This is a genomic window from Streptomyces sp. NPDC015242 (assembly GCF_043079125.1).
Lineage (GTDB): Bacteria > Actinomycetota > Actinomycetes > Streptomycetales > Streptomycetaceae > Streptomyces.
This window is the reverse complement of record NZ_JBIBUF010000006.1, coordinates 447,725-461,161: the sequence shown is the minus strand read 5'-3', so window position 1 is coordinate 461,161 and position 13,437 is coordinate 447,725. Positions and strand designations below refer to the sequence as shown.

The following is a 13,437-nucleotide window of genomic DNA, read 5'->3' as shown; positions in this document are numbered from 1 at the left end:
CCGCGGCGGCGGCGCGGACGGATCACCCGCCGGGGGTGATCCCCTCGCCCGGCGGCGCGCGTCACGCTGGCCCCCCGGGGGAGCGGCAGGAGGAGGAGCCATGACCACGTCGCCAGGACGCAGCCCCGACGCGGGGGAGCACGGGCCCGACGGCCCCGGGCCCGCCCGCGCGGCGGACCCCGCGGACCTCCTGGCCGCGGTCGGCCGCTCCTGGACCTGGATCCTCGCCTCGGCGGTCGCCACCCTCGTGCCGGGCATCCTGCTCCTGGTCTGGCCGGAGGCGACCCTGCACGTCGTCGCCGTCCTGATCGGCCTGTACCTGCTGGCCGCCGGGGCGTTCCGGTTCGTCGAGACGTTCGCCCGGCCGGAAGCGGGCCACCGCCTGCCCGGCCTCCTGCTGGCCGTGCTCTCCGTCCTGGCCGGGGTGCTGTGCCTGCGCGACCCCCTGCAGACCATCACCGCACTGTCCCTCATCGTCGGGCTGGTCTGGCTGGTGTCCGGCCTGCTCACCCTCCACACCGCCCTGGCCGCCCGCGACCTGCCGCACCGCGGCTTCGTCCTCGGCGCCGCCGTCCTGGCCGTCGTCGCGGGTGTCGTCGTGCTGGCCCTGCCCGCCGAGTCCGCCCGGGCGCTGACCCGGCTGCTCGGCCTCTGGCTCGTCCTGCTCGGCCTGGCCGAGGCGGGACTGGCCCTGGCCTGGCGGGCCGCACTGCGCAGGGGCGCCGCCGCTGACATGTTCGCCCGTCCCGGGTGAGGCGGGCCCCCGCGGCACCGGACAGCCTGAAGGGACACCGAGCGGCTGCCGGGCTGCGCCCGGGACGGAGGACGACATGAGCGCGCAGACCTACCTGGCGTACGACTTTCCGCTGCTGAGCGCCTTCTGGACGATGCTGGTCTTCTTCCTGTGGATCATGTGGTTCGTCCTGCTCTTCCGGATCGTCTTCGACATCTTCCGGGACGACACGATGAGCGGCTGGGGCAAGGCCGGCTGGCTGGTGTTCTGCATCGTCCTGCCGTTCGTCGGCGTGTTCGTCTACGTCATCGCCCGGGGCAAGGACATGGGCCGCCGGGAAGCGTCCCAGGCGCGCCGCCAGCAGGAGGCCTTCGACGACTACGTACGGCAGGCCGCCCGCGGTGGGTCGAGCAGCGTCGACGAACTCTCCCGCCTGTCCGAGATCCGTGCCCGCGGTGACATCACGGACGAGGAGTTCCGCAGGGCGAAGGACCTGGTGCTGAGCGGCACGGCCGCCTCGGACTCCCGGGCCTCCGCCACCTCCCCCTCCGGTCGCTGAGGGCGCCGGACCCAGCAAGGAACGAGGCAGCAGGATGACCGCCACACACCCCACGCACGCGCCGTCGAGGGCCAAACGCGAATGGGCCGTCGGCCTGACGGCTTTCGCCGCCGTGATGCTGATGCTCGCCGGGATCATGGACATCCTGCGCGGCATCGCGGCGATCGCCGAGGACGACGTCTTCGTCAACACCCGCAACTACGTCTTCGAGTTCGACCTCACCGGCTGGGGCTGGATCCACCTGTTCCTCGGGGTGGCCGCCGTGATCGTCAGCGCCGGGCTGTTCCAGGCGTCGACGTGGGCGCGCGTCGCCGGCGTGGCCATCGCCGGGCTCGTGATCATCGCCAACTTCCTGTCCCTGCCGTACTACCCGGTCTGGTCGGTCGTGATGATCGCGATGTCGGCGGTCGTCGTCTGGGCCCTGTGCACCGTGCGCAAGGACGACGCCTGGGAGCCCTTCGAACGGCCGCCGGGCAGTCCCTGAGGCACACCGCGGGCTCCTTCCGCCCGGGCGCGGCGGGATGGGCCCGGCTGGCCGTGCTCGCTCTCCTGGCGAGCGCGGCCGTCGCGCTGGCCGCGGCCGGCCTGCGCAGCCTGCTGTGGCTCCCGCTCGGCCTGGCCGGGCTGGCGCTCGCAGCCGCCGGGGTGTGGTGGGCGCTGTCCCGCACCGGCCCCGCCCGGGTCGCCGGGCTCCTGCTGTCCGTGGCGGCGCCGTGCACCGTCCTGGCGCTGTACGCCACCGCCGGGATGCTGGGCCCGGCGCTGGCCTCCCTCGCGCTGTGGGGCGCCGCCGTCGCCGCCGCCCGGATCGCCCTCACCCCCGGTGCGGGCCCGGTCGCGAGGGAGCACCGCGCCGAGGCGGCACGCCACCCCTGGATCCTCATGAACCCCCGCTCCGGCGGTGGCAAGGTGGGGCGGTTCCACCTGGACGACAGGGCACGGGCCGCAGGCGCCCGGGTCGTGCTGCTCGGCTCCGGGCACCAGGACGTGTCCGCACTCGCCCGGCAGGCCGTGTCCGACGGCGCGGACCTGCTGGGCGTGGCCGGCGGAGACGGCACGCAGGCCCTGGTGGCGGAGGTCGCGGCACGGCACCGCCTGCCCTTCCTGGTGATCCCGGCCGGCACCCGCAACCACTTCGCCCTCGACCTCGGACTCGACCGCGAGGACCCGGCCGCGGCCCTGGACGCCCTGGCCGACGGTGCCGACCTGGACGTGGACCTCGGCTTCGCCGCCGGTCGGGTCTTCGTCAACAACGCCTCCTTCGGCACGTACGCGTCCGTCGTCGCGTCCCCCGCCTACCGCGACGACAAGGTGCACACGACCCTGCGCACCCTGCCCGGCCTGCTGAGCGGCCCGGACGCGCCGAGGCTGCGGATGCGGGCCGACGGCACCCGCGCCGAGGGCCTCCAGGCGCTGCTCGTGAGCAACAACCCCTACCGGCGCGCCGTCGACTCGGTCCACCCGGGCCGCCGGGAGCGGCTGGACTCCGGCCGGCTCGGCGTCCTGGGCGTACGGGTGGAGAACGCCGCACAGGCGGCCGGGATGGCCCGGGGCCCCCGCTCCCGTGGCCTGCTGCGCCTCACGGCGCGCGAGGTGGTGGTCGAGGCGGACACGGACACCGTCCCGGTGGGCATCGACGGCGAACACGTGGTGCTGCCGGTTCCCGTGGTGGTCCGCGCCGAACCCGGCGCACTCCGCGTGCGGGTGCCGCGCCACCGGCCGGGGGTGCCGGTGAGCAGACCGGTGGCGGACTGGCCGCAGGTCGCGCGGATCGCCTTCGGCGGGGCGGCCGCACGGCGCGCAGCGGGCTGACGCAGCGACGCCAGGTCGTCCGAGGGGCCGGGGTTTCTCAGGCGTGCCGTCGCACCAGCAGCAACGCCACGTCGTCGTCCGGCTCCGGGCGCAGCGCGCCGAGCAGGTGGTCGCCGGTGCGCTGGAGGTTCGGCGCCGCGCTGCCCAGGAGCCGGGTCAGCGTGTCCAGGCCGGTGTCGATCGGCTCGCCGCGCGTCTCCACCAGCCCGTCGGTGTACAGCGCGAGCAGCGAGCCCGGGGCGAGCTCCACCTCCACCGTGCCGAACTCCACGCCGCCCACCCCGAGCGGCACACCGCCGGGCACCTCGACGAGGCGGGCCCCGCCGTCCGGCCCGGCGAGCACGGGCGGCAGGTGACCGGCGCTGGACAGCTCGCAGACGCCCCGCCCCAGGTCGCACACGGCGTACACGCACGTGGCGATCGCGTCGCCCAGCGAGCCCGCGATGTCGTCCAGGTGCCGCAGCAACTGGGCGGGCGGCAGATCGAGCCGGGCCAGCGCCCGGGTCGCCGTGCTCAGCTGCCCCATGATCGCCGCGGCCTGGACGCCCTTGCCCATCACGTCCCCGACCACCAGCCCGGTGCGGCCCGGCCCGAGCCGCAGCACGTCGTACCAGTCACCGCCGACCTCGCTGAGGGCCGGGCGGTAACGGGCAGCGATGTCGAGTCCTTCCTGCTCGGCGGGCGCGGCCGGAAGGAGACTGCGCTGGAGGGTCAGCGCGGTGCCGCGCTCGCGTCCGTAGAGGCGGGCGTTGTCGATGCAGATCGCGGCACGGGCGGCCAGCTCGGAGGCGAGCAGCTGGTCCCGGGCGTCGAAGGGGCGCTCGTTGACGGTGCGGTACAGCGAGAGCGTGCCGAGGACCTTGCCCCGGGCCAGCAGCGGCAGCGCCAGGTAGGTGTGGGCTCCGGCCTCGTGCAGGGCCTGCGCGGCCCGCGCGTCCCGGGCGAGGCGCCGCAGCATCCGGGAGTCCACGTGCTCGACCAGGACCGGGCGGGCGCTGCGCACGCACCGCGTGATGACCCGGGACGAGCCGTAGGTGGCCACCTCGCCCACCGGGTCGGCGGCGTGGATGGCGTCGGTGGGGTAGCCGGCCGCCACGGCCAGCGCCCGGAACTCGGCGGGGGCGCCTCCCGCCACGGGCACGATGGTGCCGTGGGCGACGACCGACTCCAGTACGTCCACGGCGGCCAGGTCCGCGAGCTGCGGCACGACCACGTCGGCGAGTTCCCGCGCGGTCTGCCGCAGATCCAGGGTCGTGCCGATCCGCACACCCGCCTCGGCGATCACCGACAGGTGCTGGCGCGCCTGCGCGACCTCCGCCGCCGCCTGCTGCCGCTCCGTGACGTCCAGTACGGCCATGGCGAGGCCCAGGACCCGCCCGTCGATGTCCTCGATGCGGTGGTACGACTCCGAGTACGCCCGGTCCTCCGTGTCCCCGGCCGTCCGGCCGACGGTCTGCTGGTCCAGGAGCGGGCGGCCGGTCCGCAGCACGTGCCGCATCCGGGCCTCGATGGCGGCCACGTCCAGACCGGGCAGCACCTCGCCGATGCGGCGGCCGAGCACGGCCTCCTCGGGCACGCCGTTGATCCGCTCCAGCGCGGGGTTGATCCCCACCCAGCGCAGTTCGTTGTCGAAGACGGCGATGCCGAGCGGGGTCTGGTTGACGAGACTGTGCGAGAGGGCGAGGTCCCGTTCGACCTTCCGTACGGTCGTCGCGTCCGTGGCGAGCCCCAGCAGGTGGGGCTGCCCCTCGGAGTCGAGGAGCCGCATGGTGCGGAACTCCACGGCGCGTGCCGTGCCGTCGCGATGGCGCAGCGGGAAGACACCGGCCCAGCGCTCTCCCGCGGCGACCTGCGCGAACAGTTCCCTGCCCCGGGGCCGGTCCGCGGGCGCCACCAGCAGGGTGTCGGCGCGCCGGCGCAGGGCCTCCTCGGCGGTCCAGCCGAGCAGCTGCTCGATCTCGGGACTCCACAGGGCGATGTGCCCGGACGCGTCGAGGACGACGGCGGCGACCTTCAGCAGGTCGAGCAGCCCGCCGGGCGTGCCCGCGTCGGCGTCCGGGTCCGAGGTCGCATAGCCGCTCATGCGAGCCGCTCCTTCCGGCGCGGCAAGGGGTACCGCCGAGATCCGTTACAGGCCGTCCGATGAGGTCACAGTACGGTCGTCGCGGCGGCACTGTCGCGCCGAAATGGCAAAAAACCGCCGTCGTGCGCGGCGAAGGAGCGACAGGTCGCCACGCCGAGGTCTCCTCGGACGAGCGGTCAGGGCCCACAGCGGGGAATCCCCAGGACCGCACAAAGTCCGACGCGGTCATTGCTTCGGTTGTGTTCGGGTCCTAGGGTGTGCCTGCTCGGCAGTTGCTCCGTCACCGTCAGTTGCCCCGAGTCCCAACAGAAACGCCCACTCCGGGCGGGCAGTTGGGGACCCCGTCTGACGTGCCCTCAGTCCGTGCAGCACCACCCTGTCGAACCGAGGAAGGCCACGGTATGCCGCACCCCCACCCGTCTCCCGCCGACCGGCCCACCCCTTCCGGACGGCCGGTCGTCAGCCGTCGCCGTCTGCTGGAGGGAGGAGCCGCCGTGCTCGGCGCGCTGGCGCTGTCCGCGACGCCCGCCCCGGCGCACGCGGCCGGCCGGCGTCCGGCGGCGGACGGCCCGCCGGAGTGGAACGACGGCCTGTCGGTGTACCGCGTGGGCACCGAGCCGCCGCACACCACGCTCATGCCGTACGCGAACCTCACCCAGGCCCTGGCCGCCGACCGCGCACGCTCGCCGTACCGGATGAGCCTCGACGGCACCTGGAAGTTCGCCTACGCGGACCGCCCCGACGACCGGGACCCCGACTTCCACCGCACCGACGTCGACGACTCAGGCTGGGACACCATCCCCGTCCCCTCCGCCTGGCAGCTGCACGGCTACGACTTCCCGATCTACGTCAACATCACCTACCCCTGGTGGGGCCCCAACGGCGGCGGCGAGAACGCCCAGCCGCCCGCCGCGCCCACCCGCTACAACCCCGTCGGCCAGTACCGCCGCACCTTCACCGTCCCGCGCGACTGGCGGGGCCGGCGCACCTTCCTGCACTTCGAGGGCGTCAAGTCGGCCCACTACGTGTGGATCAACGGCGAGCTCGTGGGCTACCACGAGGACTCCTACACCTCCGCCGAGTACGACATCACCCGCCACCTCAGGCCGGGCACCAACCAGATCGCCGTCGAGGTGTACCGCTACTCCGACGCGGAGTGGCTGGAGGACCAGGACATGATCCGGCTGAGCGGCATCTTCCGCTCGGTCCACCTCTACTCCACGCCCAACGTGCACCTGCGGGACTTCAGGCTGACCACCCCGCTCGGCGACGACCACACCTCCGCCGGGCTCGACGTCACCGCGCACGTGCGCGACTACGGCGGCGAGGGCGGCGGCCGCTACACGGTCGAGACCCAGCTGTACGACGCGCGCGGCCACGCCGTGTGGTCCCGGCCCCTGAGCCGGGCCGTCGACGTCCCCGACGGCGAGGAGGCCATCGCCGAGGCGTCCCGGGCCGTCCCGTCCCCGAAGCTCTGGTCGGCGGAGCATCCGTACCTCTACACGGCCGTGCTGCGCCTGCGGGACCCGTCCGGCAGGGTGATCGAGACCCTCTCGCACCGGGTCGGCCTCCGCGAGTTCGCGCTGAAGGACGGCCTGATGCGCATCAACGGCCGGCCCGTCTCCTTCCGCGGCACCAACCGGCACGAGATGCACCCCGTCACCGGCTCGGCGCTGACCCGCGCGCAGATGGTCGAGGACATCACGATCATCAAGCGGCTCAACATCAACAGCGTCCGCACCTCGCACTACCCCAACAGCCCGCTGTGGCTCGACCTCGCCGACGAGTACGGCCTCTACCTGGTCGACGAGACCAACCTCGAAACCCACGGCATCCGCGACACCTACCCCGGCAGCGGGCACCCCGAGTGGACCGAGGCGTGCGTGGTGCGCGCGCAGAACATGGTCCACCGCGACAAGAACCACGCCTCGGTGGTCATCTGGTCCCTGGGCAACGAGGCGGGCGGCGGCACCACCTTCAACGCCATGCACGACTGGATCCGCTCCTACGACCCCACCCGTGTCATCCAGTACGAGGGCGACGACCGCCCGGGCATCAGCGACATCCGCTCCGAGATGTACGACAGCCCGCAGCGGGTCGAGCAGCGCGCCAGGGACACGAGCGACACCCGGCCGTACGTGATGATCGAGTACTCCCACGGCATGGGCAACTCCAACGGCAACTTCAAGAAGTACTGGGACGTCGTCCGCCGCTACGAGGTCCTCCAGGGCGGCTGGATCTGGGACTTCGCCGACCAGGCCCTGCGCTGGCCCACCCCGGCGCGCACGCTGCTCACCGAGTCGGGTCCGGGCGCGCTGCGCGGCGAGATCATGGCACCGGCCGGCACCTTCGACCGGTCCACGGGCGTCTCGGGCGGCACCGTCTTCCCGCGCGACCCCCGCCTGGACCTCACCGGCTCCCTCACCCTGGAGGCCTGGTTCACCCCGCACGTCACCGGCGGGCACCAGCCCGTCCTCGCCAAGGGCGACACCCAGTACGCCCTCAAGCAGACCGAGCGGACGCTGGAGTTCTTCATCCACGGCGGCGGCCAGTGGGTCACCGTGAGCTGGGCCCTGCCCGACGACTGGACCGGCGAGGAGCACCACGTCGCGGGCGTCTTCGACGCCGAGGCGGGCACGCTCACCCTGCACGTCGACGGCCAGGTGCGCGGCACCCGCACCACCACCCGGCGCCCCGGCGTCAACACGGCACCGCTCTCGCTCGCCACCGACGTCGACAACCCCACCCGCGAGTTCAGCGGCACCGTCCGCCGGGCTCGCGTCTACGCCCGTGCCCTGGACGCCGCTGAGCTCGCCTCCGGCGGCCGCGGCCCGGACGACGAGGGCGTGCGCTTCTGGTTCGACGCCGCCACCGCCGGCCTCACCGAGCGGCGCCCGCGCGCGAAGACCTTCTGGGCGTACGGCGGCGACTGGGGCGACAACCCCAACGACGGCGCCTTCGCCGGCGACGGCATCGTCCTGCCCGACCGGACCCTCACCGGCAAGTCCGCCGAGGTCAAGCAGATCTACCAGGCGATCAACGTCACCCGCGCCCGGGGCGGCCCCGGCGCCGTCACCCTCGTCAACGAGTACCTCTTCACACACCTGCGGGAGTTCGACGGACGGTGGTCCCTGATCGCGGACGGCGAGGTCGTCCAGCGCGGCCGGCTGACCCGCGAGCAACTGGACGTCGCACCGTCGGGCCGCAAGGACATCGAGCTGCCGGTGCGGCTGCCGAGCGCGCCCGCGCCCGGCACCGAGTTCTTCCTGCACCTCTCCTTCACCACCAGGGAGAGCACGCCCTGGGCGAAGGCCGGTTTCGAGGTGGCCAAGCAGCAGCTCCCCCTCGACGCGGGCAGCCCCGCTGTGAAACCCGCCCCGCTGCGCAGCGTGCCCGCCCTGCGCCACACCGACGGGGAGAAGACCGTCACGGTCAGGGGCAGGGACTTCGCGGTCACGGTCGACAAGTCGACCGGCACGCTCGCCTCCTTCGAGGCGGGCGGCGAGAAGCTCGTCACCTCCGGCCCCGTCCCGAACTTCTGGCGGGCCCCCACCGACAACGACCGGGGCAACGGCCACCACACCCGCAACCAGACCTGGCGCGACGCGGGAGCGCGGCGCACGGTCGCCGACGTCCGGGTGCGGCCCCTGGACGACCGGGCCGTCGAGATCACCTTCACCGGCACGCTGCCCACCACCACGGCCTCCGCATTCAGCACCACGTACACGGTCTTCGGCAACGGCGAGATCAAGGTCGACAACACCCTGCGCCCGGGCGCGGCGGGCCTGCCCTACATCCCCGAGGTCGGCACCCTGCTGTTCCTGCCGCGCCGCCTGGACCGGCTGCACTACTACGGCCGCGGCCCCGAGGAGAACATGTGGGACCGCAACAACGCCACCGACGTGGGCCTGTACTCCGGGACGGTCGCCGAACAGTGGACGCCTTATCTGCGCCCCCAGGAGAACGGCAACAAGACCGACGTCCGCTGGGCCGCCCTGACCGACGCCGCCGGGCGCGGGCTGCTCGTCTGCGGTGAACCGCTGCTGGAGGTCAACGCCTCGCACTTCACCCCCGAGGACCTGTCGGCCGGTGCCCGCCACGACTACCAGCTGACCCCTCGGGACGCCGTGGTGCTGCGGCTCAACCACCGCCAGATGGGCGTGGGCGGCGACAACAGCTGGGGCGCGCACACGCACGACGAGTTCAAGCTGTTCGCCGACCGCGACTACGCCTACACCTACCGGCTGCGCCCTCTGGCGCGGGTGAGCGAGGCGATGCGCGCCTCGCGGCGGCCGACCGCCACCGACTAGGGGTGGGCGGACAGCGGCGCCGCCTCAGTCGTCGGCGGCGTCGCTGATCCCGAGCCGCAGGTGCTCGACGTGGTAGACGGCCTGGTCGAGCAGCTCGGCGACATGGTGGTCGTGGAGGGCGTACACCACCGAACGGCCCTGCCGCTCGCCCACCACCAGGCCCAGATTGCGCAGCAGCCGCAGCTGGTGCGAGCAGGCCGACTGCTCCATGCCCACCTCGGCCGCCAGCTCCGTCGCGGGCAGCGGCCCCTCGCGCAGGCGCGCCAGGATCAGCAGCCGGGAGGGCGTGGACAGGGCCTGGAGGGTGGTGGCGACCTTCGCGACGTTGTCCGCGTCGAGGCGTACGCGCTGTGCGGCGTCCTGCGCGGGGATGACGGCTCCATGACCCATGGCGCCATCGTACCGGGCGGGCACGAACACATGAATGAATCTTCATCTGTCCCGCTGGGCGGTGCCCTGCCACGAGGTCCCTGTCGGATTCTCGCCAGACCCGGCCCGCCGCGTGCCCGATGCTGGAGCCATGCAGATGGGGATGCACACCGACACCGAGCGCTGCGTGCGCGCCGTGCAGTCGAAGGACGCGCGGTTCGACGGCTGGTTCTTCACGGCCGTCCTGACAACAGGCATCTACTGCCGTCCGAGCTGCCCGGTCGTGCCGCCCAAGCCGGAGAACATGGTCTTCCACCCCAGCGCGGCGTCCTGCCAGCAGGCCGGGTTCCGGGCCTGCAAGCGCTGCCGGCCCGACACCAGCCCCGGCTCCCCGGAGTGGAACCAGCGCGCCGACCTGGTGGCCCGGGCCATGCGGCTGATCGCCGACGGCGTCGTCGACCGCGAGGGCGTGCCCGGACTGGCCACCCGGCTCGGGTACAGCACCCGGCAGGTCGAACGCCAGCTCCTCGCCGAACTCGGGGCGGGACCCCTCGCGCTCGCCCGCGCCCAGCGCGCCCGGACCGCACGGCTGCTCATCGAGACGACGGCCCTGCCCATGGCACAGATCGCCTTTGCCGCGGGCTTCGCCTCCATCCGCACCTTCAACGACACCGTCCGTGAGGTCTTCGCCCTCTCCCCGAGCGAGCTGCGCGCCCGCACCCCGAAGCGGCGGGGACCGAGCACGCCCGGCGCGCTCTCCCTGCGGCTGCCGTTCCGCGCCCCGCTCAACCCCGACAACGTCTTCGGCCACCTCGCCGCCACGGCCGTACCCGGCGTGGAGGAGTGGCGCGACGGCTCCTACCGGCGCACCCTGCGCCTGCCCTACGGCCACGGCATCGTCTCCCTCACGCCCGGCCCCGACCACATCGCCTGCCGCCTCACCCTCGGCGACCTGCGCGACCTGACCGTCGCCATCAGCCGCTGCCGGCGGCTGCTCGACCTGGACGCCGACCCGGTCGCCGTCGACGACCAGCTGCGCACGGATCCGGTCCTGGCGCCGCTGGTCGACAAGGCGCCCGGGCGGCGGGTCCCACGGACGGTCGACGAGGCGGAGTTCGCCGTGCGGGCCGTGCTCGGCCAGCAGGTCTCCACCGCCGCCGCCCGCACCCACGCGGCCCGCCTGGTCACCGCGCACGGCGAACCGGTGGACGACCCCGAAGGCGGCCTCACCCACCTCTTCCCGGCCCCCGGGGCCCTCGCGGCAGCCGACCCGGAGACCCTGGCGATGCCCCGGACCCGCCGCACCACCTTCACCACCCTGGTCCGCCGGCTCGCCGACGGCGACCTGCACCTCGGCGTGGCGAGCGACTGGCCGCGCACCCGCGCCCAGCTCCTCGACCTGCCCGGCTTCGGCCCGTGGACGGCCGACGTCATCGCCATGCGCGCCCTCGGCGACCCCGACGCCTTCCTCCCCACCGACCTGGGCATCCGCCGCGCCGCCCGGGACCTCGGCCTGCCGTCCACGCCGGCGGCGCTCACCGCACGCGCGGCGGCCTGGCGCCCCTGGCGCGCCTACGCCGTCCAGTACCTGTGGGCGACCGACAGCCACCCGATCAACTTTCTTCCGGCATAGGGACGTTCCATGAAGCAGCACACCGTGACCGACAGCCCCTACGGCCCCCTCACCCTCGTCGCCGACGACGGCGTCCTGTGCGGCCTGTACATGACCGGCCAGCGCCACCGCCCGCCCGAGGAGAGCTTCGGGCCCCGCGACGACACCCTCTTCGCGGAGACGGAGGAGCAGCTCAAGGCGTACTTCGCGGGCGAGCTGAGGGAGTTCACCGTCCCGCTGCGGCTGACCGGCACCCCGTTCCAGCGCCTGGTCTGGGAGGAACTGCGCCGTATCCCCTACGGCGAGACCCGCACCTACGGCCGGCTGGCCGCCGCCCTCGGCAGCCCCACCGCCTCCCGCGCGGTCGGTCTCGCCAACGGCCGCAACCCCGTCGGCATCATCGTCCCCTGCCACCGCGTCATCGGCGCGAACGGCGGCCTCACCGGCTACGGCGGCGGCCTGGAGCGCAAGCAGCGCCTGCTGGACTTCGAACGCGGAGCGGCCCTCTTCTGAGCCGGGCCCGCCCCCGCGGGCAGGGGACGAGACGTCACGGGAGGACGGGGGCCCCTTTCCGGCCCGAACCGCTCAGACGGCCGGAGGGCCTGCGGGACGCTCCCCGGCCACGAGTCCGCGCAGCAGCGCGGGCAGGGCCGTGCCGATGGGATCGCGGACGATCTCGTCGGCCCGGTCGTCGTACGGCGTCGGCTCGGCGTTGACGATGATCAGCCGGGCACCGTGGTCGGCGGCGACCCCGGCGAGACCGGCCGCCGGATGCACCTGAAGGCTCGTGCCGACGGCGACGAAGACCTCACAGGCCTTGCTGACCGCTGCCGCCTCGCCCAGCACGACCGGGTCGAGACGCTCGCCGAACATCACGGTCGCCGGCTTCAGGATCCCGCCGCACTCCCGGCACGGCGGATCGTCCTCACCGGCCTCGATCCGCGCGAGCGCCTCCTCCATCGGGCCGCGCGCGTGGCAGCCCGTGCAGACGAAGCTCCGCGCCGTGCCGTGCAGTTCCAGCACCTTGCGGGCGGGCATCCCGGCCTGCTGGTGCAGCCCGTCCACGTTCTGCGTGATCACCCGCACCGGCACCCCGGACCGCTCCAGCCGGGCCACCGCACGGTGTGCGGCGTTCGGCTCGGCACGCAGCGCGTGGGTCTCCAGGCGCATCCGCCACGAGCGGCGGCGGATCTCCGGGTCGCCCATGTAGTACTCGTACGTGACGAGCTTCTCGGCGTCCGGATCCCGGCGCCACAGCCCGTTCGGCCCGCGGTAGTCGGGGATGCCGGAGTCCGTGCTGATCCCGGCACCGGTGAGCAGGGCGACAAGGGGCTTGGCCATGTCGGCGAGGGTAGGCCGGGCCGTGGGGCGGCCGCGAACGGATATCGGGCGGAACGCCGCCGGGCCCCGGCCGTGCGCGCCCGTCAGCCCACCCGATGGCCGTTCTCCAGCTCCTCCGTACCGGAGCCCTCCGCCAGGACGTCCAGGCCGGCCAGCACCCGGCGGCCGAGGGCGCCCGGCAGGTACTCGGTCAGCTCCTCGCGCGGGACCAGCCGCCAGGACAGCAGCTCCTCCTCCTGGAGGCGGATCGCCTTCAGGTCGTCCTCGCCCAGCACACCCCCGTCGTACAGGTACGCCACCAGCGGCGGGCGGCCCGCGCCCTGCACCCAGTCCACCGCCAGCAGCCGGCCGAGTTCGCGGTCCAGGCCGATCTCCTCGGCCGTCTCGCGCCGCGCGCCCTGCCGCGGGGTCTCCCCGTCGTCGGACTCGACGGTGCCGCCCGGCAGCGCCCAGCCCTCCCGGTAGTTGGGCTCCACGAGCAGTATCCGCCCCTCGCCGTCCCGGAACAGCGCGGCGGCGCCGGCGATGACGCGGGGCAGGGACGCGATGTAGGCGGCGTAGTCCAGTGTGCTCATCCCGGCAGGATAGCGGCGGGCCGGGACCGGCCTCCCGGGAACG

11 protein-coding genes are annotated in these 13,437 nt (G+C 73.9%); 7 read left to right on the top strand and 4 right to left on the bottom strand.

The annotated features are described in order from the left end of the window. Window positions 1-100: 100 nt before the first annotated feature. From ACF07N_RS22595 to ACF07N_RS22580, 4 genes are all read left to right on the top strand, one after another. Complete coding sequence (locus ACF07N_RS22595) at window positions 101-754, top strand: HdeD family acid-resistance protein (RefSeq protein ID WP_392115682.1); 654 nt, start codon at window positions 101-103, stop codon at window positions 752-754. Between the two features lie 76 nt (window positions 755-830). Then, window positions 831-1,292 (top strand): SHOCT domain-containing protein, encoded by a 462-nt coding sequence (locus tag ACF07N_RS22590; protein ID WP_383321945.1) that lies wholly within the window; start codon window positions 831-833, stop codon window positions 1,290-1,292. A gap of 34 nt (window positions 1,293-1,326) precedes the next feature. Further along, the gene (locus tag ACF07N_RS22585; protein WP_392115679.1) at window positions 1,327-1,776 is read left to right on the top strand and encodes a hypothetical protein; all 450 of its coding nucleotides are present in this window, start codon (window positions 1,327-1,329) and stop codon (window positions 1,774-1,776) included. Between the two features lie 53 nt (window positions 1,777-1,829). Next, entirely contained in the window at window positions 1,830-3,104 is a 1,275-nt protein-coding gene (locus ACF07N_RS22580; RefSeq protein ID WP_392115676.1) for a diacylglycerol/lipid kinase family protein, read from the top strand. A gap of 37 nt (window positions 3,105-3,141) precedes the next feature. Here ACF07N_RS22580 and ACF07N_RS22575 read toward each other — a convergent pair whose 3' ends face one another. Further along, window positions 3,142-5,187, bottom strand: coding sequence for a SpoIIE family protein phosphatase (locus ACF07N_RS22575; protein ID WP_392115673.1), 2,046 nt, complete (start codon window positions 5,185-5,187; stop codon window positions 3,142-3,144). Between the two features lie 401 nt (window positions 5,188-5,588). On the opposite strand from ACF07N_RS22575, the gene ACF07N_RS22570 reads away from it, so the two are divergent. Then, window positions 5,589-9,497 carry a glycoside hydrolase family 2 TIM barrel-domain containing protein gene (locus tag ACF07N_RS22570; RefSeq protein WP_392115670.1) on the top strand — a complete coding sequence of 1,303 codons (3,909 nt, stop codon included), beginning with the start codon at window positions 5,589-5,591 and terminating at the stop codon, window positions 9,495-9,497. Window positions 9,498-9,521: 24 nt separating this feature from the next. Here ACF07N_RS22570 and ACF07N_RS22565 read toward each other — a convergent pair whose 3' ends face one another. Beyond that, window positions 9,522-9,887 (bottom strand): metalloregulator ArsR/SmtB family transcription factor, encoded by a 366-nt coding sequence (locus ACF07N_RS22565; protein ID WP_311680884.1) that lies wholly within the window; start codon window positions 9,885-9,887, stop codon window positions 9,522-9,524. A 142-nt stretch (window positions 9,888-10,029) separates the two neighbouring features. On the opposite strand from ACF07N_RS22565, the gene ACF07N_RS22560 reads away from it, so the two are divergent. Next, window positions 10,030-11,499 (top strand): AlkA N-terminal domain-containing protein, encoded by a 1,470-nt coding sequence (locus ACF07N_RS22560; RefSeq protein ID WP_392115885.1) that lies wholly within the window; start codon window positions 10,030-10,032, stop codon window positions 11,497-11,499. 9 nt (window positions 11,500-11,508) lie between these two features. After that, entirely contained in the window at window positions 11,509-11,991 is a 483-nt protein-coding gene (locus tag ACF07N_RS22555) for a methylated-DNA--[protein]-cysteine S-methyltransferase (RefSeq protein WP_383338706.1), read from the top strand. 72 nt (window positions 11,992-12,063) lie between these two features. Here ACF07N_RS22555 and ACF07N_RS22550 read toward each other — a convergent pair whose 3' ends face one another. Next, window positions 12,064-12,819 (bottom strand): NAD-dependent deacetylase, encoded by a 756-nt coding sequence (locus ACF07N_RS22550; RefSeq protein WP_392115666.1) that lies wholly within the window; start codon window positions 12,817-12,819, stop codon window positions 12,064-12,066. Between the two features lie 83 nt (window positions 12,820-12,902). Then, window positions 12,903-13,394: an NUDIX domain-containing protein gene (locus ACF07N_RS22545; protein ID WP_392115663.1), complete on the bottom strand. Its 492-nt coding sequence runs from the start codon at window positions 13,392-13,394 to the stop codon at window positions 12,903-12,905. Window positions 13,395-13,437: the final 43 nt, after the last annotated feature.

Excerpts from the sequence above, each read along its gene's own strand:
- ACF07N_RS22595 (WP_392115682.1), top strand. The coding sequence starts at position 101 with ATGACCACGTCGCCAGGACGCAGCCCCGACGCGGGGGAGCACGGGCCC.
- ACF07N_RS22590 (WP_383321945.1), top strand. The coding sequence starts at position 831 with ATGAGCGCGCAGACCTACCTGGCGTACGACTTTCCGCTGCTGAGCGCC.
- ACF07N_RS22585 (WP_392115679.1), top strand. The coding sequence starts at position 1,327 with ATGACCGCCACACACCCCACGCACGCGCCGTCGAGGGCCAAACGCGAA.
- ACF07N_RS22575 (WP_392115673.1), bottom strand. The coding sequence starts at position 5,187 with ATGAGCGGCTATGCGACCTCGGACCCGGACGCCGACGCGGGCACGCCC.
- ACF07N_RS22570 (WP_392115670.1), top strand. The coding sequence starts at position 5,589 with ATGCCGCACCCCCACCCGTCTCCCGCCGACCGGCCCACCCCTTCCGGA.
- ACF07N_RS22565 (WP_311680884.1), bottom strand. The coding sequence starts at position 9,887 with ATGGGTCATGGAGCCGTCATCCCCGCGCAGGACGCCGCACAGCGCGTA.
- ACF07N_RS22560 (WP_392115885.1), top strand. The coding sequence starts at position 10,030 with ATGCACACCGACACCGAGCGCTGCGTGCGCGCCGTGCAGTCGAAGGAC.
- ACF07N_RS22555 (WP_383338706.1), top strand. The coding sequence starts at position 11,509 with ATGAAGCAGCACACCGTGACCGACAGCCCCTACGGCCCCCTCACCCTC.
- ACF07N_RS22550 (WP_392115666.1), bottom strand. The coding sequence starts at position 12,819 with ATGGCCAAGCCCCTTGTCGCCCTGCTCACCGGTGCCGGGATCAGCACG.
- ACF07N_RS22545 (WP_392115663.1), bottom strand. The coding sequence starts at position 13,394 with ATGAGCACACTGGACTACGCCGCCTACATCGCGTCCCTGCCCCGCGTC.